The sequence below is a fragment of the Sphingobium sp. C100 genome (assembly GCF_000508185.1).
Classification (GTDB): domain Bacteria; phylum Pseudomonadota; class Alphaproteobacteria; order Sphingomonadales; family Sphingomonadaceae; genus Sphingobium.
Map to the genome: position 1 here is coordinate 1 of NZ_AYOY01000197.1, position 21,828 is coordinate 21,828.

The 21,828-nt window shown below is 63.1% G+C and carries 26 protein-coding genes, 1 tRNA gene and 1 pseudogene; 7 read left to right on the top strand and 21 right to left on the bottom strand.

The window, feature by feature from the left end; all coding sequences use genetic code 11:
- Positions 1-119: 119 nt before the first annotated feature.
- The 14 genes from C100_RS44855 to C100_RS44915 all read right to left on the bottom strand — a co-directional run bounded on the left by C100_RS44855 (position 120) and on the right by C100_RS44915 (position 10,489).
- The gene (locus C100_RS44855; RefSeq protein WP_024021711.1) at positions 120-1,136 is read right to left on the bottom strand and encodes a TraU family protein; all 1,017 of its coding nucleotides are present in this window, start codon (positions 1,134-1,136) and stop codon (positions 120-122) included.
- Positions 1,133-1,726 (bottom strand): conjugal transfer protein TraW, encoded by a 594-nt coding sequence (locus tag C100_RS44860; protein WP_031310234.1) that lies wholly within the window; start codon positions 1,724-1,726, stop codon positions 1,133-1,135. The genes C100_RS44855 and C100_RS44860 overlap by 4 nt, the downstream gene beginning before the upstream one ends.
- Positions 1,727-1,781: 55 nt before the next feature.
- Complete coding sequence (locus tag C100_RS44865; RefSeq protein ID WP_024021713.1) at positions 1,782-2,018, bottom strand: hypothetical protein; 237 nt, start codon at positions 2,016-2,018, stop codon at positions 1,782-1,784.
- Positions 2,015-2,443: a hypothetical protein gene (locus tag C100_RS44870; RefSeq protein ID WP_024021714.1), complete on the bottom strand. Its 429-nt coding sequence runs from the start codon at positions 2,441-2,443 to the stop codon at positions 2,015-2,017. The genes C100_RS44865 and C100_RS44870 overlap by 4 nt, the downstream gene beginning before the upstream one ends.
- On the bottom strand, positions 2,440-2,760 hold the full coding sequence (locus tag C100_RS44875) for a hypothetical protein (protein ID WP_024021715.1): 321 nt from the start codon (positions 2,758-2,760) through the stop codon (positions 2,440-2,442). Before C100_RS44875 ends, C100_RS44870 begins: the two co-directional genes overlap by 4 nt.
- The gene (locus C100_RS44880) at positions 2,760-5,273 is read right to left on the bottom strand and encodes a TraC family protein (protein WP_024021716.1); all 2,514 of its coding nucleotides are present in this window, start codon (positions 5,271-5,273) and stop codon (positions 2,760-2,762) included. The genes C100_RS44875 and C100_RS44880 overlap by 1 nt, the downstream gene beginning before the upstream one ends.
- On the bottom strand, positions 5,270-5,848 hold the full coding sequence (locus tag C100_RS44885) for a TraV family lipoprotein (RefSeq protein ID WP_024021717.1): 579 nt from the start codon (positions 5,846-5,848) through the stop codon (positions 5,270-5,272). Before C100_RS44885 ends, C100_RS44880 begins: the two co-directional genes overlap by 4 nt.
- Before the next feature lie 35 nt (positions 5,849-5,883).
- Entirely contained in the window at positions 5,884-7,173 is a 1,290-nt protein-coding gene (locus C100_RS44890; protein WP_024021718.1) for a TraB/VirB10 family protein, read from the bottom strand.
- Positions 7,170-7,928 (bottom strand): type-F conjugative transfer system secretin TraK, encoded by a 759-nt coding sequence (locus C100_RS44895; protein ID WP_031310235.1) that lies wholly within the window; start codon positions 7,926-7,928, stop codon positions 7,170-7,172. Before C100_RS44895 ends, C100_RS44890 begins: the two co-directional genes overlap by 4 nt.
- Entirely contained in the window at positions 7,912-8,544 is a 633-nt protein-coding gene (locus C100_RS44900) for a TraE/TraK family type IV conjugative transfer system protein (protein ID WP_031310236.1), read from the bottom strand. Before C100_RS44900 ends, C100_RS44895 begins: the two co-directional genes overlap by 17 nt.
- 8 nt (positions 8,545-8,552) lie before the next feature.
- Positions 8,553-8,819, bottom strand: coding sequence for a type IV conjugative transfer system protein TraL (locus C100_RS44905; protein WP_024021721.1), 267 nt, complete (start codon positions 8,817-8,819; stop codon positions 8,553-8,555).
- 132 nt (positions 8,820-8,951) lie between these two features.
- Complete coding sequence (locus C100_RS0125390) at positions 8,952-9,266, bottom strand: hypothetical protein (RefSeq protein ID WP_031310237.1); 315 nt, start codon at positions 9,264-9,266, stop codon at positions 8,952-8,954.
- 184 nt (positions 9,267-9,450) lie between these two features.
- Entirely contained in the window at positions 9,451-10,224 is a 774-nt protein-coding gene (locus tag C100_RS44910; RefSeq protein ID WP_024021722.1) for a DsbC family protein, read from the bottom strand.
- Positions 10,214-10,489 (bottom strand): hypothetical protein, encoded by a 276-nt coding sequence (locus C100_RS44915; RefSeq protein WP_024021723.1) that lies wholly within the window; start codon positions 10,487-10,489, stop codon positions 10,214-10,216. The genes C100_RS44910 and C100_RS44915 overlap by 11 nt, the downstream gene beginning before the upstream one ends.
- Before the next feature lie 443 nt (positions 10,490-10,932).
- Here C100_RS44915 and C100_RS44920 point away from each other — a divergent pair, with 443 nt between their 5' ends.
- The 5 genes from C100_RS44920 to C100_RS44935 all read left to right on the top strand — a co-directional run bounded on the left by C100_RS44920 (position 10,933) and on the right by C100_RS44935 (position 16,292).
- Positions 10,933-11,331: a helix-turn-helix domain-containing protein gene (locus C100_RS44920; protein WP_024021724.1), complete on the top strand. Its 399-nt coding sequence runs from the start codon at positions 10,933-10,935 to the stop codon at positions 11,329-11,331.
- Positions 11,332-11,446: 115 nt separating this feature from the next.
- Positions 11,447-11,698 carry a helix-turn-helix transcriptional regulator gene (locus tag C100_RS0125395; protein ID WP_024021725.1) on the top strand — a complete coding sequence of 84 codons (252 nt, stop codon included), beginning with the start codon at positions 11,447-11,449 and terminating at the stop codon, positions 11,696-11,698.
- Positions 11,699-11,848: 150 nt separating this feature from the next.
- Positions 11,849-13,252, top strand: a complete 1,404-nt coding sequence (locus C100_RS44925) for a hypothetical protein (protein ID WP_024021726.1) — start codon at positions 11,849-11,851, stop codon at positions 13,250-13,252.
- Positions 13,253-13,440: 188 nt separating this feature from the next.
- Entirely contained in the window at positions 13,441-14,886 is a 1,446-nt protein-coding gene (locus C100_RS44930; RefSeq protein WP_024021727.1) for an SMEK domain-containing protein, read from the top strand.
- Entirely contained in the window at positions 14,883-16,292 is a 1,410-nt protein-coding gene (locus C100_RS44935; RefSeq protein WP_024021728.1) for an argonaute/piwi family protein, read from the top strand. Before C100_RS44930 ends, C100_RS44935 begins: the two co-directional genes overlap by 4 nt.
- Positions 16,293-16,322: 30 nt before the next feature.
- Here C100_RS44935 and C100_RS0125400 read toward each other — a convergent pair whose 3' ends face one another.
- The 6 genes from C100_RS0125400 to C100_RS44960 form a co-directional block, all read right to left on the bottom strand.
- Complete coding sequence (locus tag C100_RS0125400; RefSeq protein WP_152536535.1) at positions 16,323-17,093, bottom strand: hypothetical protein; 771 nt, start codon at positions 17,091-17,093, stop codon at positions 16,323-16,325.
- Between the two features lie 47 nt (positions 17,094-17,140).
- Positions 17,141-17,911 (bottom strand): arsenical resistance protein ArsH, encoded by a 771-nt coding sequence (gene arsH, locus C100_RS44940; RefSeq protein WP_024021730.1) that lies wholly within the window; start codon positions 17,909-17,911, stop codon positions 17,141-17,143.
- Entirely contained in the window at positions 17,908-18,576 is a 669-nt protein-coding gene (locus C100_RS44945) for an aquaporin (RefSeq protein WP_024021731.1), read from the bottom strand. The genes arsH and C100_RS44945 overlap by 4 nt, the downstream gene beginning before the upstream one ends.
- The gene (arsC, locus tag C100_RS44950; RefSeq protein ID WP_024021732.1) at positions 18,573-19,007 is read right to left on the bottom strand and encodes an arsenate reductase (glutaredoxin); all 435 of its coding nucleotides are present in this window, start codon (positions 19,005-19,007) and stop codon (positions 18,573-18,575) included. The genes C100_RS44945 and arsC overlap by 4 nt, the downstream gene beginning before the upstream one ends.
- Before the next feature lie 12 nt (positions 19,008-19,019).
- The gene (locus tag C100_RS44955; protein ID WP_024021733.1) at positions 19,020-19,349 is read right to left on the bottom strand and encodes an ArsR/SmtB family transcription factor; all 330 of its coding nucleotides are present in this window, start codon (positions 19,347-19,349) and stop codon (positions 19,020-19,022) included.
- A gap of 404 nt (positions 19,350-19,753) precedes the next feature.
- Positions 19,754-19,844: transfer RNA gene (locus C100_RS44960), tRNA-Ser, on the bottom strand.
- 102 nt (positions 19,845-19,946) lie between these two features.
- Here C100_RS44960 and C100_RS44965 point away from each other — a divergent pair.
- Entirely contained in the window at positions 19,947-20,837 is an 891-nt protein-coding gene (locus C100_RS44965) for a peptidylprolyl isomerase (RefSeq protein WP_031310241.1), read from the top strand.
- On the opposite strand, the gene C100_RS0125405 is transcribed toward C100_RS44965, so the two are convergent.
- A complete protein-coding gene (locus C100_RS0125405; protein WP_031310242.1) occupies positions 20,821-21,294 on the bottom strand; it encodes an Lrp/AsnC family transcriptional regulator in 474 nt (157 codons plus the stop codon). The two genes, C100_RS44965 and C100_RS0125405, sit on opposite strands and share 17 nt — an antisense overlap.
- 153 nt (positions 21,295-21,447) lie before the next feature.
- Between C100_RS0125405 and C100_RS44970 the strand changes: the two are divergent.
- Positions 21,448-21,828 (top strand): annotated as a pseudogene (locus C100_RS44970) (alanine dehydrogenase); the annotation flags it as partial.

Sequence of the window (21,828 nt, forward strand, 5' to 3'; positions counted from 1 at the left end):
GGCGCAGGGGGCTGTCACCGCCGCTCCCGCCGCGCGCGAGGCCGCATCGTCAAGCGGTCCTTGGCGGACGGACCAGCTCGGTTCAGGGTTTTGCGCGCAGCGTGGGGGAAGCGATCCGCTCATGGGGTGGATACCCCCGCGCAGCAGATCGCCTTTTCGAAGAGCATGAACTGGGCATTGTCTTTGCCGGGGGCGTGCTTGCCGCTCGTCCACAGCGCGCCAGGGCGCCCGATATTGACGCATTTGCCGCCCTTGACGGGCTCCATGATCTGGAGCTTGTAGCGGCTCTTGGTCCAGATCGGCTGGGGTTTGAGTGAGCAGCCATCCTCGGAATGGATGGTGAGCAAGCCCAGCCGCCCCATCATGAAGGTGGTGCGCGCGGCAAGGCCCGCCCAGGCCTCGACCCGGTCGCCCATATGGATGTCGCCGGCGATCGGATAGGTCGAACCCCATGATCCCATGCACCAGAACAGGGGATCGATGGCCTTGCCGGCGGCGGCCGCGGCGCTGTCCGCCATGCAGGCGAGCCCTGCGGCGGGGTTGCCGAACAATATGCCTTCCGGCTGAATGATCGCGCCCAACGTCCCCGACTGCCAGGTCGGCAGCACCTCGGTGATCAGCGCCACGTCGAACCCTTCGTCCTCGATGCAGGGCAGGTCCGTGAACATGTCGAGCATCTTCCAGACCGGCGAGATGTAGTAATGCGCCTGCGCGAAGAGCTTGGTGGTGTTGGTGCCGTCCGAGATCGACGACTGGCTGCCCTGAAGCTTGCCGCCGGTCGGCAGCAGATCGACGCCAAGGGCCATCATGCAACCCGGCTCGGTGACCACGTCCACCATGCGGTTGGGCGACCAGAAGCTGACCTTGACGCCGAACCAGAAGGTCGCGCCCTTGCGGCAGGCGCATAGCGGTTTGGACGCCGACTGCGCATCGAGCGCCTTGTCGAGCTTGTCGAAGCTGCCGACGCGCACGCCGCCGATGGTGATCGGGAAGATGCAGTTCCAGCGGACCTTGGTGATCGGATTGAAGATCGTGCCCGCCTCGCACTTCGAGGCATGGGCAGGCGTTGCCGGGATCAGCAGCGCGAGCGCGATGGCAGCGGCACCTGCACGCAGCGCGGAGGTGATGCGGGTCATGGTTTGCTGCCTCGCTTGCGCTCGAGATGGACCTCGGTGAGTTCGAGTTTCTGGCCGGACTGGCGGACGATGACCGGGGCGACGGTGAGTCCGAGCCGCTCCTTCACGCGCTCTTCGAGGATGAACAGCGCGCGGCCGTGCTTCTCGCCAAGCGAAAGCGCGTCGTCTTTTGCATCGCCGCCGCCGGTCAGGAGAATCCAGTCGGTGAGCGCGGCGGTCCGGAGCGCCCAGCCAAGATCGCGCGGGTGGACTATGATGAGCCGCTGCGGCAGCGACACATAGGTCAGCGGGTTGAAGGTGAAGCCCTTGGGGTAGAGCAGCTTGCCGTCGGCCAAGCGGATTTCCTGGTCGAGCGTGTAGAACGGGACGACGCTGCGAACCCGGTCCGCCTTGGCGATGCCGAGGGTGGCGCCCTTGAGCGCGCTCCATGCCGATCGCGGTCCGAAGCGCGGGGCGATGCTGGCAGGCTGCCGCGCCACCGCGGCCTCGATCTCCGCCATCGCGTCGGGCTCGGCGATCGGCCAGGTCCGGCCAATATTGGAGGTCTCGGCCCGCGCCGATCCGGCGAGGATCAAGGCGCCGACGATCATCGCGCCGATCAGCGCGGACTGGATCGCGACCACATGCCAGCCCTGAGGGAAACCGTCATCGTCCACGGCGGCGCTCCCTCCAATTGGGCGGCGGATTGCTGCTCTCGCCCCAGACGGCGCAGCACAGCCCGGTCGTTCCGACGAGCAGCGCGAGCCAGATGAGCGGGCGGGTGCCGTCGAGGTCGGCGCCCGACCAGATCAGCAGGAACGCCTGGACCAGCAGGATGAGATGCGTGCCGACCAGCAGGCGGATCGAGGACTGGCAGGGCGCGGCTGAGAAGATGCCGTTCATCGCCGCCTCCGCATGGGAAGCATGGCGCAGCGCGACCGGTGCGAGAGGAGCCAGCCCGAGACTTTGGGACCCAGGGTCGCGCAGGCGAGCACGAACGGTCCGCCGCTGATCCCGGCGACGGCGATCACCCCGGCAATGAACTCGAACCGGCCGAACTCGGTGAGGCCAGCCCGCACGAGGCCAACATAGGCCGCAGTGCCGATCAGCGGACCGGCCAGGGTCAGGAGCATCCTGTCGATCCGCCAGCGAGCCTGTTCGCCGGCCTGGATATATTCGGACTCGTCGCGCGCCCTCGCCAGCATCCTGACCCGGCCCACCAAGGTGCGGTTGGCCCGAACCAGATACTCGTGAAGGCTTTCGTCCGGCTCGCGCGGAACCTCGGTGAGATGTGCGTCGGACCTATAGGTGAACGGCTCCAGGCTCATGATTTCCTCCTGAACTTTGCGAGAAGGCGGCTTGCGGCGCCGGTGAGCCCGATCAGCATCAGGCCGGTCAGGAAGCAGCCGATGCCGACAGTGGCCGCGCCGGTCAGCGTCTTCGACATCGGGAGGTCGAGCGCGATACCGGCGGCGAGCACCAGCGAGGCGATCATCACCGTTTCGATAATGACGAGACGGAAGCGCCAGCCGAGCGCCTGGGCCTCGGCCCGCTCGGCGACGCGCGCCTCGATGATCCGTTCGAGTTCGTCGTCCGGGTTCAGTTCGAGCGTCATCTGGGCGGCATCGGGCTTGCGGGTCCGCATCACGGCCTCCCGCCTATGCCCTTAGGCGACAGCACCTCGGCGGGATCGACTCCGGCCAGTTCGCAGACCGCTTCGAGCGGCGAGCGGCCCTTGCGCACCAGTGCCTCGAACGCGGCGACCTCGTCGGGCGCCGACGTGTTGATCCAGTAGCTGAACGGATCGACGACAAGCCGGGCGATACCGAGGCCCAATGGGCTGTCGATGAACACTTCCGAATAGTTCGGCTTGTTGTTCCGGACCGATTTCAGCAGGTCGAGAACGAAGCCCGAATAGTCGAGGATCTTGTTCTCGACGGCTTTGTCGTAGGTCGAACCCTGGAGCAGGAACCGGGTGGCGGCATTCTCCAGGATGACCTGACCCGTGCCGCCGAACAGCATGAGGTCGTTCATGCTTTGCAGCACGATGCCGAAGCTGCCGCGATATTTCCGGGCGCGCCGATAGCCCTGGCTGAAGGCTTCGGCGAGGCGGGAGAGATCCTGCCCGTCGCTGCGGGTCATGAACTGCGCGGCCTCGTCGCAGAGGACGAAGCGCGGACGGTCGCGGGCGGAGAGATAGAGTTCCTGCGTCACCGCGTTCACCACCACCATGATGACCACGTTAAAGAGGTCGGGCATGGCTTTCAGGCGTTCGAGTTCGAGCACGACGAATTCGTCGCTCGATATGTCGAAGGTCGACGGCCCGTTGAAATAATGGCCGTAAGCGCCGTCCGACCCGAAATCGCGCAAGTTGAACGCCAGTTCGCGGGCGGTCGGCACCAGATGGTCCACCCGGTCGAGATCGGAAGCCGTGTTGGCCGGATAGGCGCCGAGCCATTCGCGCACCGCATCGATCCCGGCTTCGGCCCTCCCGCTATCGATCGCCCATTGCACCGCCGACTTCAGCAGGTTCCATTCCGAGGTGGTGACCGGCTTGCGGGTCGCGGCATTGGCCATTTCCGCGACGATCGCGACGGCCATCGAGATGGCGGATTCCCGGTCATCGCCGTCCATTGCGAGGCCGAGATCGAACGGGTTGAGCACGAGATGCTCTTCGCCCAGGTCGATATAGCGGCCCGAGCAGAGCGTGCAGAGCTTCCTATAGCTGCCGCCGATATCGATGATGCGGATGAGCGCGTTCTGCGCATAATATTGCTGGCACAGATTGTTGAGCAGGAAGCTCTTGCCAGCACCGCTCTCCGCCGAGACGACGAAATTGTAATTGTTGATGCGCGGATCGAACAGATCGAGCGTGACGAGCTGTCCCTTGCGCCCGGTATAGAGCAGCGCCGGTCGGCCGCCGCCCCGGAAATCGGTCTGGATAGGCGACATCAGCACCGCGGCGCGCGCCGGCAGGCGAAAATCGCGCTGCAACATGCGGATCGTGCGCTTGTCGGGATAGAGGCCGAACGGCAGGCTGGCCGCGAGCAGGATCGGATTGAGGTAGCTTTCCTCCTGGACCATCCAAGGCAGCGGTTCTGATTCCCACAGCCGCTTGGCGCGCGCGGCCATCTCGCGGGCCTGGGCACGGCTTTCGCCGAACACCCACAGGGTCGGGATCACCGAGACGAACCGGCTGTTGCCGATCTCGTCGAGCACCCAGCCGATTTCCTCGATCTGCTTGCCGACCTCGACCGCAAAGCTGCCTGCCGCCTTCTGCGCGGAGAGGATCTGCGCGCGCTTGTGGATCTCGAACGCCGAGTGATCGAACAGCACATTGAGGGTGAACAGGAACGGCCCGCCGATCTGATCGCTGTCCTCGCTGCTGCCGCGCATGCCGCCGGTCAGGCGATTGGCGCGTTCGGCGGTGATACGGCGCGGCGGCGACTTGGGCGTCAGGCAGCGGGCGACCTGGTCGCCGAGGAACACTTCCGGCCCCTCGAACGCGAAGGCCGGGCCGGCGTCGATGATCTGCTTGCGGATCGCCAGCGCGCGAGTTGCATCGCCTTGCGAGAACACGCCCGGCGCATGGTTGAACACGCCGTTGAAGATGCGGCGGTAGAAGGAGACCAGTTCCTGCGGCGGCAGCTTGCGAATGCCGAGTTTCGCCAGTTGCTCCTCGATCTGGCGTTTCAGGTCGCTGTCCATCGGCGCGCGCGTCTTGACCGACAGGAAGGTGCGGAAGTCGCGGATCGGGATGCCGTGAAGCGCTTTCAGCCCGGCGGTGCCGGCGCGCAGATAGTCGAAGGTCCGACGCGCCGAGGCCTGGATCAGCGGATCGGGGCGCGTCTTCAGGTCGAGATAGGCATCGAGCGCATCGTCGATCAGCGGATCGGCGAAACTATGAAGCTGGAGCACCGTCCCTTCGGGGAAATGTACATTGAGCAGGCCGAGCAGCGCTTCATGGACATGCGCGAACATATATGCCGAAGGGACCAGCTCCCAGGCATAGCCCCAGCCATCGTCGATGCAGAGGAAGGCTTCCTCCTCCTCGACCCAGGCGACGAGCGGCAGGAAGTCGGAGAAGCTGTCGCGCGAAACGCTCTGGCGCAGTCGCGCCAGCGTCATGCCATCGCGCTGGTCGACCAGCGCGCTCATGGCTGTTCGCCTTCGCCGGCGCGCTCACGCACCTGTTCGAGGATGGGCACGCGCGCGCTCGACGATTGCGGGCTCACCAGATAGTCGCCGACCACCCATTGCGGGCGCTCGAGGATCGAGAACACATAGCGCTGCATGTAGAGCCGGTCGGGCCGATGCTGGTCGGCATAGGGCAGGATCAGCGTGCGGATCGTGCGCGCGGGTTTGAGCATCGGCGTGACCGGCTGGTCGATCAGTCCCTGAAGCTCGCGATAGACGCTCTCCCGGTAACCGGCATAGGCTTGGGGATCATTGCGGCTCCGGCCGCCGGTCCGCGTGCCGCCACGCTCGCGCAGCATGGCCTTATCGCGGGTGACGGCAGGGTCCGACTTCGACGTCGCGCCCGCCACCGCGTCGGCATAGGCCTTCTCCGGGTGGATGCACTGGCCATGGTCGTCATTCTTGCAGGAGAATTTCTCGCTGTAGGGCGACATGATCGAACCGAGGGTCGCGCAGCCGCCCAAGGCCGAAAGCGCGGGGAGGAAGAGGATGAGGGCGGCGGCGCGTGTGGCGCGCCGGCGTTGTGTTTGGGGCATGGGGGTGGCTCCCTGGATATGAGGGTGCGCGCGCATCAGAACTTCGCGCCCGCGGTTGGCTTGATTTCGAGGGTCACGCCCTCTTGGATCACCACGACCACATCCTTGGCCGCGCCGACCTCGACGATCGGGCCGGCCTGGCGCGCGAGGTCGAGATAGAAGTCGGTGAGCTTCTCCGACGATCGCGACAGACCGCCAGCAATGCCCGCCTTGGCGGCATCGCCCGCGTCGAAGCTGCGCACCGATCCCAGCGCCGAAGTCGAGACATCGCCGACGGTGTTTTCGACCGTATCGGCGATGCCGGTGATCGTGCCGGCGATGAAAGCGCGGGCGAGAGCTGCGCCAGCACGGGTGACGACCTTGCCGGACAGGCCCTTCTTGCCGTCGGTATCGACGAAGAAGCCCTTGATCGGCTGATCGACCACCGAGCGTTCGTCAAAGTCGACGCAGGACAGCGAGACGAGCTGGATTTCCACCCGCTCCTTGGCGAGGCTACCGGTCGCGTTGCCGATGACGAAGCAGCCGGCGAGGTTGGCTTTGACGTCATTGGGAAGCACGGCGGGCGCCTGGACGCGCGCGATCAGCGGCTCGGGGTTGCTGGTTGCGTCCCGGCTCGCCAGCGCGTCGATCCCGGTCAGCAGCCGCGCCTTCATGAAACCAGGCGGCAAATAGATCGTCCGGCTCTTTTTTTTAGCGCCCGCTGCCCCGTCGGCGGCCGCGACCGGGCTGGTCGCGGCGCCGATCGCCCCCACGGTCTTCTCGACAGGCGGGGCCGGCGGCGCGGGAGGCGCAGAGGGAATAGCCGGCGGCGCGGTCATCGACGGATCGAGATCGCTCGTGTCGGGCGGCTCCGGAAAGGCCGGCGCTTCGCCCGGCAGCGCCTGAGGCAGATCGGAGCCCGGCGCGCCTGCGGCACCGGGTCCGATGCGGCCTTCCTCGATCGCGGTGACGCGATCGCCCAGCAGGCCTTGGCCGTCGAGAATCTTCTTGAGATCCCCGCGCAACTTCACTTCCAGGCTGTCGCCGCGAAGCCCTGCGCCCATGTCCAGTTTCGACGCAGCTGGTGCGCCTGCATCCTGCGGCGCATCGCCGCTCGCGAAATAGAGCCCCGCACCGAGCAGGCCGACGACGCCTGCAACGCCCAGTTGCTTCAGGCGAAGCTGCTGCCGCGAATTGAACGATGCCCAGCGCGCCCGCATGTCGAGCAGCGCCGGACCGCGTTCGGGCGTCCTGGCATCGGCGCGGGCCTGCGCGGCTAGATGCTCGCGGTGGCTGGTCGGCGCGCCGGTATCGGCCGGACCGGCGGGTTCGTCGGCCGGCGTCATTGCACCGCTCCCCGGCGAATGACGATCAGCCGCGCCGCCTCTCCCGGTTTGAGGACGGTGCGATCGAGCGTGACCGCGAAGATGTTGGCGCCGAGGTCGGGCACGAGGAAGCTGCGTTCATCGAGCGTGACCTCGGCGATCGCGGTCACCAGATATTCCGAGGCCGAGAGGCCGGAGCCTTCGATCTCGACGCGCCGCCGCTCGTCGATCTCGGCCTCCGCCAGATTGGCGAGGCGCAGACGATCCGCGCGGGGTGCGACAGTGGTGAAGCTGGCCGGAACACGGTCCTGCAACATCGAAAGCGTGATCGAAACCGCCCGCTCTTCCTCGACCAGCGGGCCGAGCAGGTCTTCGTTCGCGCGCGCCCGTTGACTCGCGTCGGCCTGAAGCGTCACCGTCTGCGCCGGAATATCGGAGGGCTCGGCATAGAGCGCATAGACCGCGCCGTTGCAGCTGATGAAGAACTCGGAGGGGACCGTCACGAACGAGCGCGTCACCGCGCCGGCATCATCGACCTCGCGGACGAGGAACTTGATCCAGGCGTTCGAACCGGCGCGCTCGACGGCGATCGCCTTCTCGGCCGAGAATTTGATGTCCTCGATCTCGCCGCCCGCGCAGATGACATGGTTGATGTCGCGGTTGGACAGGCGGATTGTGCTGGTCTGGTCGGGCAGCGCGACGATCGTCTGCGCCACAACGGGGAGCGGCGCGAGCACGAGGCCGAGCGCCAGCAACCGCTTAACGGGGATTGGCATCGAAATTTTCCTCGGAAAGGGCGATCAGCCAGAAGCGGCCATTGTCGATCGCGTAGCGAATCCGCAGATTGCCCCGGAACTTGCGGATCACGCCGCCGATCACCCGGACCTTCTCGACCGGCACGAGGATTTCGCGGTCGGTCCAGGTCACCGGCTGATCGGGACGGATATAGGTCGCGATCGAAAGCGTCGGATTGTCGGCCAGCTCGTCGAGCAGCCGGTTGAGGCTGTCGCGCAGGCTGTTATAGGCCGAAGGATGGGTGATGCTCAGCAGTTCCTGGAACTGCCGATCCGCCGAATAGGCCGAGTAAGTGCCCGACAGCGAGACCATGTTGCGCGTGATCGTGCGCAGATAGGCTTCGGACGGTTTGCTGCCGGTCACATAGAGATCACCGCCGGCGCCAAAGGGCACGACCACCGTGCGCGTGTTCTGGTTGGACGTGTAGATCAGCGTGCCGAGCACCGCGGTGATGCCAAACAGGCCGGCGACCGCGACCTTCAGCAGCCGGTTCTCCTCGAACAGGTTGCTCGACCCTTGCAGGTAGCGATGGATACCGTAGCTCGCTGGCTTGCCGGCCAGGAGATCGTCGGTCTTGCGGGAGGCTCGCCGGAACACCGCGGGCCTCACTCGAAGAAGCGGGTCTGCGTCGGACCCGGATAGTTGCGGAAGGAGATGAGGCCCCAGCGCCAGGCCAGGTGCGGGATGAACCCGCGCGGCTTGGTGCGCAGCCAGGGAACGAAAAGGAGAAGACCCGCGATGAGCGCCCAACCGAGCATCCCGCCGACGATGACCGCGACGAAGATGACCGTGATCACCAGCACGAACTCGTCCGAACCAAACCACAGGATCTGGACCGGCTTGTGGAGATATTGGGGTAGTCGCTCGTCCACGAGCCTTCTCCTCTTGCTTCAGGACCGTCCAGAGAAGCCGGTTGACTATCTGGATGGCTTACCAGGGCGCCTGCGCGCCCAGGTCCGGGGGTGTCCGCGCGCGCCCGTGCCGGCGCGCGCGAACGGGGGGGCTCAGATCACCATTCCAAAGGTCTGGAGGATGGTGTCGGACTTGATGAGGCAGACGGCCGCGACGATGGTCGGGATGCCCACCATGACGTTGGAGAACAGCCGCGACACGCCGAAGAGGAAAGCCGCGACGCCGCCGACGAACCCCAGCGGTCCCTTCACGCCCTTGTTCACGACGATATCGTAGATGTCGTAGCCAAGGTCGCCGGTCGTCGGGGCGGTGAACGCGTGGGCGCCACCGCTGACGAGGGCGAAGGCAGCCAAAGGGATACCGACATTGGCGACCGAGACGACCCGGTTGCCGATCTTTCTGATCATGGACTTGCTCCGTGCAATATGGGCCGTCCGGGTCACTGCCTGCCGGCATCGATCGTGATCGCTGTCGGCCGGCGGCATGACTGGACGGCCCGATTGGGCCATGGCCGCCGGCATTCCGGTCCGCCGGGCGACGCGCCGGAGCGCGCTGCCGCAAGCGACCGCCAAGGATGGGGTTGGAGGTTTCTCAGCGTGGCGCATCGGTCCGCGCCTTGGCTTTCTCGCTCAGGAACTCTTCAAGCTCTGCCTGCTGGAACCCGGAGATCAGTTTGCCGTCGGCGATGATGGTCGGCGTGCCGCTGACCCCGATCTTGCTGACGACCTCTGCATCGGCCTTGACCCTGGCCGCACCGGTCGCACATTTGCGCAAGTCGGCAGGCGCAGCGCCGGCGTAGATCGCCTTGAAGGCCTGCTCCTTGTCGGGCGAGCAATGAATATGCTCGGCCTTGGCGGCAGCTTCCGGGTGGATGCCGCTGACGAAGAAGATCAGCCGGAGGACAGGTTTTCCTTCGGCTGCCTTTGCGGCCCAGAAGCGGTCCAGCGCGCGGCAATAGGGGCAATCGGGATCGGTGAACTCGATGACGGTCGGCGCATCGACGGGTCCGAGCGCGAGCGCCGTGCTGGTATCGATGCCGGCGAGCTTGCGCCGGGCAGCGGCGTCCTGCGCCAGCGCGGTGACGTTGAGCCCGTTGCGGTCATAGACGGCTGCGAACAAAATATGCTCGCTGTCCGGGGCGTAATAGACGATCCGCCCACCCGCGCTCGCCTGGTAGATCGGCCCCTTCACCGGGGACGGCCCGAAATCTTCGAACTGGAGGTTGGTGAAGGTCTGCTGGAGCTGTGCCTGCGCCTCTTCCACAGCCTTGTTGAGCGATGGTTCCGATTGTGCGTGAGCAACCACGGGAAGCGCCGCGCCAAGCGCGAGCGCCGCACAAAGATTGACGATGCGGTTAGTTCGCATGGCGTGTGCCCTTGTCGTTGAGGCGGTCAGCCTTGATCACGGCCGGATCGAGGAGGACATTGGCGCCAATCCGGACAGGAGCCGGCCGCTTCGCGGTTTGCGCGGAACAGGCCGAGGCGCAGCTGCAGATCGCGAACCCCTCGGCTGTTTCCCTGATGATGCTCGGTTCGGCCTGTGCGCCGCTGGTGAGCGTGTGCGCCACGCCCGGCGAGCCTGTCAGGCACACCAGGGCAGCAGCGATCGCGCCGATAATCGGCTTCGTCATACGTGACTCCCCGTTCGGCGCCGTGGGCGCCGGCTACTGTGAAGATGCGACTACGAATGGCCGGCGATTCAGCCCGGCCTTCCGAGATGCCCAGTGCATGAAAGGCAATCGACGGCCATGCAACAGCAACAGGAAATGATTTGCCGATCGTTCGGAAATAACTACTTGGATGCGAAATCAATCCGAAATGGTTGATTCGACTCTGTTCTCAAAAAAAATGCAGATAATCGGCATTATCCTTCCGACCGCTCCGCTTTCCGACATTATAATCGCGTCAACGGACTTAGGTGCATATCTCGCGCTAGATTTGCATTTATATATATGTTCGGAACTTCACTTCTTACGAAACGTGCAGCATCTACAATTGCTGCCTCTCAGCTCAGTTCGATACGCTGTCGGCACGTCCCGAATGGCGACGTGCTTTCAACAGCTGGGAGATCGAGATGGTACGATCGCAGCGCCTTGCCGAAGCCGACCTCTCGGGCCTGCGTTCGGTGAAAAAAGTCTCAGGCGAGCGTATTCGCGATGAGCGCCGTCGACGCGGGATCAAGCAGGGAGAGCTAGCCGATGAGATGGGCGTCAGTTCGCGGTGGCTGCGCGAGATAGAGGCTGGCAATCCGGGCACGAAGCTCGATGATCACCTTAACGCTACGATCCGGCTGGGCCTGTCGGCCGGCCATATCGTGCTGCCGATCCTGTTCATATCGCAGAGAATGCCTGTCCCGCAGAGCCTTCTGCATACTGACCTCCGTGGGCTGGAGCGCGCCTGTGTCGATCTGATCGCGGACGCGGCCATCAAGGCGATGACAGCCGAACTGAAACCGAGTTGGTGGGAAAGCTGAACCTTCGGCAATTCAGTGCCGTTCGTGCAATTCTGGTTGTGGAGCATCGCCGCAGATAAGCTAGGCTCAGGCGGCTTCACGACCGTTCAGCGAGCCTCGCAGAAGCGAGATTACCATGCCAGATCATATCGCCGACGGGGAAGCGGATCGTATCGCCACCGGTTATGAACCGCCGGACCGTCTATTGCCCTTGAAGGCGGTCAAACAGATCTCTGGCCTTGGGAAGACCATGATTTACCAGCTGGAACGGGAAGGGAAGTTTCCGAAAAGATTCAAGCCCGGTGGCGTCGCAAGCAGATGGAGCGAACGAGAAATCCTCGAGTGGAAAGAAAAGTTGTCCGCCGCACGCCATCTTCAGGATCGTTAAGTTCATTCGCATAATGGCAGGGGGCATCGGCGGACCGGAGACGAGAATGTACGAGAACAATCCCGATAGGCGCGACCGGCGTGGATTCTGTAGTAGCGGAGGAGAGATGCGGGGCTGTATCGCTGATCAGGTCGCCCCGAGGGAATATCTATGAGAGCGCGTAGGGACGGCCGGAGCCAGGGAGGCCGAAAGGCAAAAGAGTTCGAGATTCCGGAGGATTTCTTCGACTTCGACGGTGAGCGGCCCGACTATTGGCAGGACAACCCCGACGTCCGCCGTGCTGTAGAATGGTTGAAGGGCTATATCGCGCCAGGCGAGTGGAGGAAGCGGCGTCTCGCAGCGGTACAGCGAGTATACCAACTCATTGTCAACGGTGCCGAACCGGGGGAAACCGGTCGCTTCTTTGACGAGCGGGACAGCTTCGCCTACCACCTTTTTCTTGCCGAAGCGTCCATCGATCACGTCTGGAATTACGATCCGATCTTCGGCTCAAGGGTTGTGCCGGTATTCGCCGCAATTGGCCGGAACCTAAACCTTCTGAGAGCCATCGACGGCATTGACGATCGGGTCGTACGTATGGTCGGAGCCGAGAAGGCCCAGCCCAACGGTCCGTTCTTCGAGTTGCTCGTGGCGGCCGCCTATGCACGGTCGGGCGGGAAGGTCGCTTTCGTCCCCGAGCGGCGGGGCGGTCCGCGCACGCACGACATGGATGTCACGCAGAATGGCCGCGTCTATGCGGTCGAGTGCAAGCGGATGGAGGTTAGCGACTTCGGCGAAATCGAGCGCACCCGTGTCCGCGCACTCTGGGGGCCTTCGACTGCGCATCTCGCGAACATCCTCGGCAGCACCTTCGCGCAGGTCGAGTTTCTGGTGCCGATCGCTGACGTGCCGAATGACTATCTAACCCGGAAGACAAAAGCCTGGCAGCTTGCGCCAGAGAAGGCTTTTGAATGGCAGGACGAGTTCGGCCGGGGAAGCATACGGTCGCTCGATCTGCGCCCGCTCCGAAAGGAGCTTGAGGATAGTATGATCCTCAACGGGAGCACCCGGCTCGCGCAGTTGCTGACCGGAAGGTACAAGCGCCACCAGGCTATGATCAGCTCTCTGCGGATCAAATTTTCTGACAATCCGCGCTACATCAGAGACTGCGACTATGCGACCGTCCTCGAATGGACGCCGTTGGCCCCGGCGTCGATCTCGGGTCGAGCCCGCGATGTTCTTCGAAAGGTTGCCGACGGTCTAGGCCAGCTTCCGATGGACCGGCCCGGCATCATCCATGTCGGCTTTGAAGCAGTCGAAGGTGATGCGGTCGAGCAATTGCGCTACCAGCGCATCGTCGCTTCGATGAGCGAATTCGACCCTCGCGAAACTCCCCTGGAATATGTCTATTCACACTTCCTGGCGCCGGAGAGTCCGCCCGATCAAGGCTGGGCATATGACGAGACCACGGACTGGCGAGGCATTCGCCCTACGGCACCGCGGCCCTTGGTCCGCCCCTTCCTCGTGCTGGATCAACGCGCCCAGCAGCGGCTTGGTGGCCACTGGGAGCAGTAGGGTTCTGGAACGGTTACGCCGTTACATGCGATCAAGCTCGTTTGGGTGGTGAGTTCAGCCGACCGACCGCGGTCGGCAAACCTGGCCACATAGTCCCGTACACCCGTTGTGGACCATGATGCACTTGAAATGTTCTTGGTGCGTTCCCATACCGTTGGGAGGCCGGTTTCGGGGAGTAGCGCTGCGATATGAGGCAACTTGAGGTTGAAAATCAGCTCCGCGACGTCGTGAGCCGCATCATCGTCCAGGTGGAACTTGCGACCGCGCAGGGGCGAACCGACATCAACCTCGCGCTCGAGGATGCGTTCATCCCGATCCTGAAGTCGGTATTCAACCTGCCGCACCTCATTAATCTCAACCGGAAGCAGAAGAACTTCCCGGGCATCGACCTCGGCGACGACCACGACCGCGTCGCGTTCCAGGTCACCTCCACAACCGGCCTCGAGAAGGTGAAGTTCACAATCGGCCAATTCATGAGCCGATCATACTACAACACGTTCGACGAGTTGTACGTCCTCATGCTCTGCAAGAAGCAGGCATCCTACAGCCAGAGCGCGGTCAATGCGCTGTTGACCGAGGACTTCTCGTTCAACTGCACCAAGCACATCATCGATCTCAGCGATATCCTCCGCATGGTCGCAGGGCTACGCTTGACCGCGCAGGAGCGTGTGCTCATCGAGTTCCGGCACATCCTCGGAGAGGTGGACGCCTTCATCAGCATCAGGTCGGAGACGGTCGAGGCACCGACGGCGATCACCACCAATCTCCAGGAGATCCGTCTACCTGAGGCGGTCTACGTCGCTGACCTGACAATCGACGATAAGGCTGTGATCGCGCGGGCAAAGGCGGAGCTGAACTACAAAGGCTATGCTAAAAGCCGCAGGGCAGTCGTGAAAATGGCGCTGCTTCTAAACGACGTGCAGACGGACGCATGGGTTTGTCATGACAACAAGCTATTCTCGTTCACGGACATCGAAGCCAGCGGCCTTGTCAGCATCGTAGACGAGGGAACGATCGAGCGGCTGGATGTCTCTGATCTCGCCGAATCCGACGAGTCAGACAACGTGAACATTCTCAAGCAACTCCTCCTTGCAGAGACGCGGCAGATGCTGAAGGCGCGCAACGTGCGGTCGCATCCGAAAGAGGGATTTTTCTTCTTCATGCCCAACGAGGATGCTCAGGAACTCCGCAAGGAGGCCTGGGTCGGCAAGGCCAGCGCCACCCGTACCGTATATGTAGTGAAGTATCAGAAGAAGGATCCTGACAAGGTCGCGCATCACCAGCACTTCTCGTTCGACCTGACATTCTCGAATCTGGGCGGGGCGTGGTTCGCGCAGATCGTGCCGAGCTGGTATTATTCCTATGACGGCTTCAAGCGCTCGAACTGGCACGACAAGCTGCTCTCGAAGCAAAAGCGCCTCGAACTTAATCTCAGCGTCAGGAACGCGGTTCGCTTTGTCGCCTACTTCCTCTCCAATACCGGCGGCGAGGAAGATTCGGACGAGGCGCCGTTGAGATTCGGGCCGCTCCTCGAATTTGATGTTGGCGAAGAGGTCGATGACGATTTCGACGAAGGAGATGCCCCGCTTGCCGACTATGATGACGATGCGACCGATGAAGGAATGGCGGCATGAAGCTGACGACTCTCACGGAGCCGCTGCTTGAGTTCGGCACCGGTACGCACATCTGCCCTCGCACGGGGATCGAGCATATGGGCGTGTACGACAAGCGCGACGAACTGCGCCGGACGGAACTTCGGATCGGGGTCGTCGGTCGTGGCGAGGGTATCGACTTGCTCGATGAGTGGCTGGAGAGGTGCCGGGACGGCATCGAACGGAAGAAGGATTCGCAGCTTCTAAACCTCTTCCGCGGATTCGGTGGGGTGAACCAGAGCTACGGTTTTCTGACCCGGCTGATCAACTCACCTCAGTATACGCGGACTCTCAAGAAGTCAGACATCACGGGGATTGTAAAGCTCGCCTCCCGCGCCGACCGCGTGGGACGGGCTGTAGAACTTTACTATGAGCAGATCCGTTTCCTGGCAGAGAATAGGTCCGTGGACGTTATCGTCTGCGTTATGCCCAATGAGATGTTTGATTCCGTGACTACCGCAGCCACCGACGATGAGAAGGACGAGAGCGAACTCGAGCACAATTTTCGGCGAATTCTGAAGGCAAAGTGCATGCACCTTGGCACGCCGCTTCAATTGGTTCGTGAGAAGACCATCCTCATCACCAAGTTCTCGGGCGATCAGCAGGACCCCGCGACCAAGGCGTGGAATTTCTGCACCGCGCTCTACTACAAGGGGAATCGCACGATTCCTTGGCGTCTTGTCGAAGACACAGCCAAGCTACGATCATGCTACATTGGTATCGGCTTCTACAAGAGTCGCGACGGCGAAACGGTATCGTCCAGTTTGGCGCAGGTCTTCGACGAGTTCGGTCACGGCATCATTCTGCGCGGGACCCCTGTGTCGATCGACAAGAAGAACCGCCACCCCTACCTGAGCGAGGATCAGGCCTACGAGTTGCTGCGAGACGCGCTGGACGAATATGACCGTGCGCTGGAGCACATGCCGGCCAGGATCGTGATTCACAAGTCGAGCCACTTTCGCGACGGCGAGCGCAAGGGTTTCCTCCGCGCACTGGAGGAGAAGGGGATCCGCTCGAAGGATTTCGTCGCCATCACGGACACTGATGTTCGCCTGTTCAGCGATAAGAAGTATCCGCCTAAGCGTGGGACACTGCTGACCATCTCGGAAACGGAGGGTGTTCTGTACACACGCGGGACAGTCGACTTCTACAAGACCTATCCGGGGCAGTATGTCCCGAGCCCCCTGAAGATCACGGCATATGAGCAGGATTCGTCGCTAGAGAACCTTTGTGACGAGATATTGGGGCTGACCAAGATGAACTGGAACAACACTCAGATGGACGGGCGCCTGCCGATCACGCTCGAATGCGCGAAAAAGATCGGCGATATCATGAAGTATGTGAGCATTAATGAGAAGCCGCAGGTTAGCTACAGCTTTTACATGTGAACCGTTTAACGTGAGCCTGTTCACGTTTCTTCAAACGCCGTCGCCACCATTTTTCCAACGAGCATAACGACCATTCGGATCATGGAAGGCCGAAAGGCTGGGCTTATTCTTCAGCCCGAAGATTTTTTCAGCCAACTTTGCAAGATCATCCGCAGCACCAGGCTTCCAGCCTTCGCGAATAGCCCAAGATCTTATGTCGCCGGTAGGCGCTGAATGACCCTTTGCACGCAGGATACGCAGCGTCTCGTCGGCATATTGCTTATCCCGCGGGTGTAACGAACCATGGGCAAGGTTGATCATGCGTGAGAGTGCCCTTAGGCCGTTTTCGATTACGGGATCGCTCAATAGTTTGACGGGAGCCTGCGCCGCCTGCCCATGAACGTGTGGCGTCCATCGCCTCGACCATGCCTCCGCGCCATCTTGCGGCCAAGGAATAGCCACAACACCTAGCACGCCGGAAAGGCCATCGATGAACTCCAGGATCCTGTCTTCGGCATAGAACGCGATGATCACAGAGTTGCCTGCGCCGAAGCGCAACGTCTGCATCGTTTCATGACGCAACATAATACCATCACCGAGGCTCACGGACTTATTGGCGACGAGTGCCTTGCTCACCTGCGCGCCTAGATGGCGTTCCAATGATGTGGATCGCAGTTGCTGCTTGGTGTGCGTAAGCAAGATCACCTTATCCGTACGTGAGGCCTTCCGCTGCGCAATCGTCTTCGCGTAGCCGAGCGGAACGCCCAATGCTTCGGGTTCAGAATCATCGATGGGGACAAGAACGCGAATTGGTGCGACCATGAACATATCCTAAAGCGGGTCCGCTCGGAACCATAGTGGGCGTGAATTCAAAGCCAAGCTTTTGGAGCCGTCGATTTGCCCCGCAGGTTGTCAACTGCGCAAACTGCTGGCCGATCAATTGACGTTCCCGCGGCCTTGCGCTCCGAATATCGATCGACAAGTTGGGCAGCGTGCCGCCGAGTCAACACCGTGAACCGCACCAGCTCTTCCATGACGTCGACGATCCGGTCGTAGTAGCTTGATGGCCGCATGCGTCCGGCTTCGTCGAACTCTTGGTAGGCCTTGGCGATCGACGACTGATTCGGGATCGTGAACATCCGCATCCAGCGGCCGAGCAGGCGCAGCGTGTTCACCGCATTGAATGATTGCGATCCGCCCGATACCTGCATAACCGCAAGGGTTCGGCCCTGCGTCGGCCGCATGCCCTTCATTTCCAGCGGCAGGTGGTCGATCTGGGCTTTCATGATTCCCGTGATCGCGCCGTGGCGTTCGGGGCTGCACCAGACCTGCCCCTCCGACCATAGCGACAACTCGCGCAGTTCGTGGACGGCAGAGTGATCGTCGCCGGCGAACTGATCGGGAAGCGGGAGGTCCGAAGGATCGAATATCCGCGTCTCGGCTCCGAACAATCGCAGCAAGCGCGCGGCCTCCTCGACCGCGAAGCGGGAGAACGACCGCTCGCGCAGCGAGCCATAGAGTAGCAGGATGCGCGGCGGCGGCTCGTCCACCCCGATACCGATCGCTGGCCGGTCGATGACATAGCGGTGATCCAGCGCGGGCAGATGGTCGGGATCGGCCAGTGTGCGTAGTCGGCTCATGCGAATTCCCTGGATCTATCCGCGAAGATCACAGTACCGACGAAATGGGCGGCAAGCGCTCCGGCGAACTGGGCGGCGATGAATGCAGGCACGGAGGCGGGGGCGATGCCGGCAAAGCTGTCGCTCAGCGACCGCGCGACGGTGATCGCGGGATTGGCGAAGCTGGTCGAAGAGGTGAACCAATAGGCGGCGGTGATGTAGAGCGCGACACTGGCGGGCATCCACTGCGGCCGGGCTTTGGCGGTTCCCAGGATGGTCAACAGCAGGCCGAAGGTCGCAATACCTTCGCCCAGCCACTGACCGGGACCGCTGCGGACCTTATCGGAAAATTGCAGGACCGGGACGGAGAACATCAGGTGCGCCGCCCATACCCCCGCGATGCCGCCCACGAGTTGCGCAACGACATAAGCGGAAGCGGTGCCGGTCGCGACCTGCCCGCGCAGGCGCATGATCAGCGTGACGGCGGGATTGAGGTGAGCGCCCGAAACCGGCCCCAATATGGTGATCAGCACGAACAGCATCGCCCCGGAGGCCAGCGTGTTGCCGAGCAGCGCCACGGCGACGTTGCCGCCCGACAGCCGCTCGGCCATGATGCCTGAGCCGATTACGGTCGCGAACAGCAGGAAGCTGCCCAACGCCTCCGAGGCGAACGCCTGACGACTCACGCCGGGATAATGCGGTTGCCCGCTGTATCGATCACCTGCTCGCCATCTTCCTTCGCGAACGCGCCCTGCTGCGGCTCCGGCAGAAGATCGAGAACGGCTTCCGAAGGCCGACAGAGCCGCACGCCGAGGGGTGAGACCACAATGGGGCGATTGATCAGGATTGGATGCTCCATCATCGCATCGACGATCCGCGCATCGCTTACGCCCGGTTCTCCAAGACCCAGTTCATGAAATGGGGTTCCCTTCTCGCGCGCCAGTTCGGGAGGCGTCAGGCCGCTGCGCTCCAGCAGGCTCTCCAGCATGGCCCGGCTCGGCGGGCATTTCAGATACTCGATGACGTGCGGCTCGATCCCCGCGTTGCGGATAAGCGCCAGCGTATTGCGCGACGTGCCGCACGCGGGGTTATGGTAGATGACAATGTCGTGGGCCAAGGCAGGCTCCTTTCAACAGCAGGCGAGTTCGGCGATCAACGGCTCGCAAAGGTCAGGGCGTCCCTTGCAGCAGTCCTTCGCCAGAAAGAGCAGCAGGTCGCGGAGAGCCGCTATGCTGGCGCGCTGGATCTGCTGCCGCCCCTGCTTCTCGGACCTCACAAGGCCCGCCTTCGCCAGCACGGCAAGGTGCGTGGAAAAGGTGCTCTGGGACAGGCCGCTGGCCTCGACGAGCTGCCCCGTGGTCAGTCCGGCGGGCTCGTGCTCGATAAGCATGCGGAACGCGCTCAGCCGCGTGGGGTGCGACAATGCGGCGAAAGCCGCGAGGGCGGTATCGGTGTTCATGCATCGGGAATAGTCGATGCTTCGCAATAGTCAAGAAGCATCGGATATTTCCGATGCAATCCGGCACTCCTCCATCAGGCCCACCTGGGTGACAGGCTGCTTTAAGCAAGGTCGGGCTGGGCTGCGGACCGCAAAAAATCGGCGGTCATGCCATCTACCAGGCGAACAGGCGTCTGCATGCGCCAACTGGGCAAATGCGCGACACTTTCGCAGGTAACCAAATGGCCCGCTCGGCCAAACGCCAGGCCTTCGGTGCACCATCAATGCACAGCCGCGTCTCAAATTTCGTCGCGAATTTGCCGCAACTGGCCGCAAACGTTCGTGCAAATCCGGTCCCGAAATGGGGCGGCAAATGGGGCGGCAGAGAATCTTCCTGAGAAAAATCCAATTAAATCAATGGGATGTGGCGGAGCGGGAGGGATTCGAACCCTCGATACGCTTTTGACGTATACTCACTTTCCAGGCGAGCGCCTTCGACCACTCGGCCACCGCTCCGCATGCACTGGAAGGCGGCTCCCTATCGCGCAGCGGGCGGTGAGGCAAGGGGCATTGGCGGTGGCGCTTTACTTTATCAGGCGGTCGCTGTTTCATGATTGGATGACCCATATCCATCGCGCCGCGTTGCTCGCCATCCTGTCCGCCAGCCCCGTGCTTGCCGCTGACCCGCCTGCTACACCGGCGGCCTTGGTGGCGCAGGCGCCGGGCGAGGCGTGGCGTGCGGTTCCGCCCGACGACCTGCTGGTCATGACGATCGAAGGCGGCGCGCAGGTGGTCATTCAACTCGCGCCGATGTTTTCGCCGCGCCATGTCGGCAATATCCGCGTCCTGGCTCAGGCGCATTGGTGGGACGGGACCAGCATCAACCGCGTCCAGGATAATTATGTCGTGCAATGGGGGGACGCGACCGAGAAGAAGCCGATGCCGCCCGGCCTGTCCGCCACCAGCCCGGACGATTATCGCCTGCCGATCGCCACGCGCCGGTTGCAGGTGACGCCCTCGCCCTATCCTGATCCCTATGCGCCAGCGACCGGCTTTGTCGGTGGCTGGCCGGTGGCGATGGACGGCGATGCCGCGTGGCTGCCGCATTGCTATGGCTTTGTCGGCGTCGGCCGCAACCTGTCGCCCGATGCGGGGACGGGGGCGGAGCTTTATGCCGTGATCGGCCAGGCGCCGCGCCAGCTCGACCGCAACATCGCGGTGGTCGGCCGGGTGATCGCGGGAATGGCGCATCTGTCCAGCCTGCCGCGCGGGTCGGGCGAGCTGGGATTCTACACGCCGCAGGAGCATCCGGTGCCGATCCTGTCGGTGCGCCTGGCCAGCGATATGCCGGCGGCGCAGAGGCCACAGTTCCAGCAGATGGATACAGGGTCGCGAAGCTTTGCCGACTATCTGCGGCTGAGGGCCAACCGGAAGGATGATTTCTACGACCGGCCCGCGGGCGGCGTGGACCTGTGCAATGCGCCGGTGCCGGTCAGGCCGGCCCCTTGAGGCCGCGCAGCCGATAGCCCTGCCAGTCGCGGATGCGGCGGATGGCGAAGCTGGTGCGGATGGCCGAGACGCCGGGCAACCGGGCGAGGCAGTCGCGGTGGATGGCGTCGAACCCCTTGAGATCGGCGGCGGCAACGCGCAGCAGATAATCGGCCTGTCCGGCCATCAGATGGCATTCCAGTATCTCGGGGAAGTCGGCCACGGCCGCTTCGAACCGGTCCATCGTCTCGCGGCTCTGGCTGGTCAGGGAGATGTCGACGAAGGCCTGGAGGTCGAGGCCGAGCGCGGCCGGGTCCAGCCGGGCGACATAGCCCGCGATCACGCCGACGTCCTCCAGCGCCTTGACCCGCCGGTGGCAGGCGGAAGGGGAGAGGCCGACAAGGTCGCTAAGGTCATGCATGGAACGCCGTGAGTCGGACTGAAGCGCTTCGATAATGGCGATGTCGAACCTGTCCATGCAATGAAATCCCGATATACTGACAAAGTTCGGGATATCATCCCGCGCGCCGCTGTCAAATGTCGCAAATGAGGGACCATTCGCTCGCCGCTCCATGCTATGATCGGCGCAGAGCGGCGTGATCCATTCCGCCACCCATTTCGGAGAGACAAGATGATCGTCGGCACCGTCAAAGAGATCAAGAATCACGAATATCGCGTCGGGCTGACGCCCGAAAGCGTTCATGAGCTGACCGCGCACGGCCATCGCGTGCTGGTCGAGGGCGGCGCGGGCGAGGGCATCGGCGCCAGCGACGCCCTTTATGAACGGGCCGGCGCGGAGATCATCGCGACTGCCGCCGAGATTTTCGCCACGGCCGAGATGATCGTCAAGGTGAAGGAGCCGCAGGCCGGCGAGCGCGCCATGCTGCGCCCCGGCCAGATCCTTTACACCTATCTGCACCTGGCCCCCGATCCCGACCAGACCCGCGACCTGATCGCCAGCGGCGCGACCTGCATCGCCTATGAAACCGTGACCGACGCGAGCGGCGGCCCG

Excerpts from the sequence above, each read along its gene's own strand:
- C100_RS44935 (WP_024021728.1), top strand. The coding sequence starts at position 14,883 with ATGAAGCTGACGACTCTCACGGAGCCGCTGCTTGAGTTCGGCACCGGT.
- C100_RS44910 (WP_024021722.1), bottom strand. The coding sequence starts at position 10,224 with ATGCGAACTAACCGCATCGTCAATCTTTGTGCGGCGCTCGCGCTTGGC.
- C100_RS44870 (WP_024021714.1), bottom strand. The coding sequence starts at position 2,443 with ATGAGCCTGGAGCCGTTCACCTATAGGTCCGACGCACATCTCACCGAG.
- C100_RS44885 (WP_024021717.1), bottom strand. The coding sequence starts at position 5,848 with ATGCCCCAAACACAACGCCGGCGCGCCACACGCGCCGCCGCCCTCATC.
- C100_RS44880 (WP_024021716.1), bottom strand. The coding sequence starts at position 5,273 with ATGAGCGCGCTGGTCGACCAGCGCGATGGCATGACGCTGGCGCGACTG.
- C100_RS44955 (WP_024021733.1), bottom strand. The coding sequence starts at position 19,349 with ATGAACACCGATACCGCCCTCGCGGCTTTCGCCGCATTGTCGCACCCC.
- C100_RS44855 (WP_024021711.1), bottom strand. The coding sequence starts at position 1,136 with ATGACCCGCATCACCTCCGCGCTGCGTGCAGGTGCCGCTGCCATCGCG.
- C100_RS0125390 (WP_031310237.1), bottom strand. The coding sequence starts at position 9,266 with ATGATCAGAAAGATCGGCAACCGGGTCGTCTCGGTCGCCAATGTCGGT.
- C100_RS44965 (WP_031310241.1), top strand. The coding sequence starts at position 19,947 with ATGACCCATATCCATCGCGCCGCGTTGCTCGCCATCCTGTCCGCCAGC.
- C100_RS0125400 (WP_152536535.1), bottom strand. The coding sequence starts at position 17,093 with ATGGTCGCACCAATTCGCGTTCTTGTCCCCATCGATGATTCTGAACCC.
- C100_RS44925 (WP_024021726.1), top strand. The coding sequence starts at position 11,849 with ATGAGAGCGCGTAGGGACGGCCGGAGCCAGGGAGGCCGAAAGGCAAAA.
- C100_RS44860 (WP_031310234.1), bottom strand. The coding sequence starts at position 1,726 with ATGATCGTCGGCGCCTTGATCCTCGCCGGATCGGCGCGGGCCGAGACC.
- C100_RS0125395 (WP_024021725.1), top strand. The coding sequence starts at position 11,447 with ATGCCAGATCATATCGCCGACGGGGAAGCGGATCGTATCGCCACCGGT.
- C100_RS44920 (WP_024021724.1), top strand. The coding sequence starts at position 10,933 with ATGGTACGATCGCAGCGCCTTGCCGAAGCCGACCTCTCGGGCCTGCGT.
- C100_RS44890 (WP_024021718.1), bottom strand. The coding sequence starts at position 7,173 with ATGACGCCGGCCGACGAACCCGCCGGTCCGGCCGATACCGGCGCGCCG.
- C100_RS44875 (WP_024021715.1), bottom strand. The coding sequence starts at position 2,760 with ATGCGGACCCGCAAGCCCGATGCCGCCCAGATGACGCTCGAACTGAAC.
- C100_RS0125405 (WP_031310242.1), bottom strand. The coding sequence starts at position 21,294 with ATGGACAGGTTCGACATCGCCATTATCGAAGCGCTTCAGTCCGACTCA.
- C100_RS44930 (WP_024021727.1), top strand. The coding sequence starts at position 13,441 with ATGAGGCAACTTGAGGTTGAAAATCAGCTCCGCGACGTCGTGAGCCGC.
- C100_RS44895 (WP_031310235.1), bottom strand. The coding sequence starts at position 7,928 with ATGCCAATCCCCGTTAAGCGGTTGCTGGCGCTCGGCCTCGTGCTCGCG.
- arsH (WP_024021730.1), bottom strand. The coding sequence starts at position 17,911 with ATGAGCCGACTACGCACACTGGCCGATCCCGACCATCTGCCCGCGCTG.
- C100_RS44865 (WP_024021713.1), bottom strand. The coding sequence starts at position 2,018 with ATGAACGGCATCTTCTCAGCCGCGCCCTGCCAGTCCTCGATCCGCCTG.
- C100_RS44915 (WP_024021723.1), bottom strand. The coding sequence starts at position 10,489 with ATGACGAAGCCGATTATCGGCGCGATCGCTGCTGCCCTGGTGTGCCTG.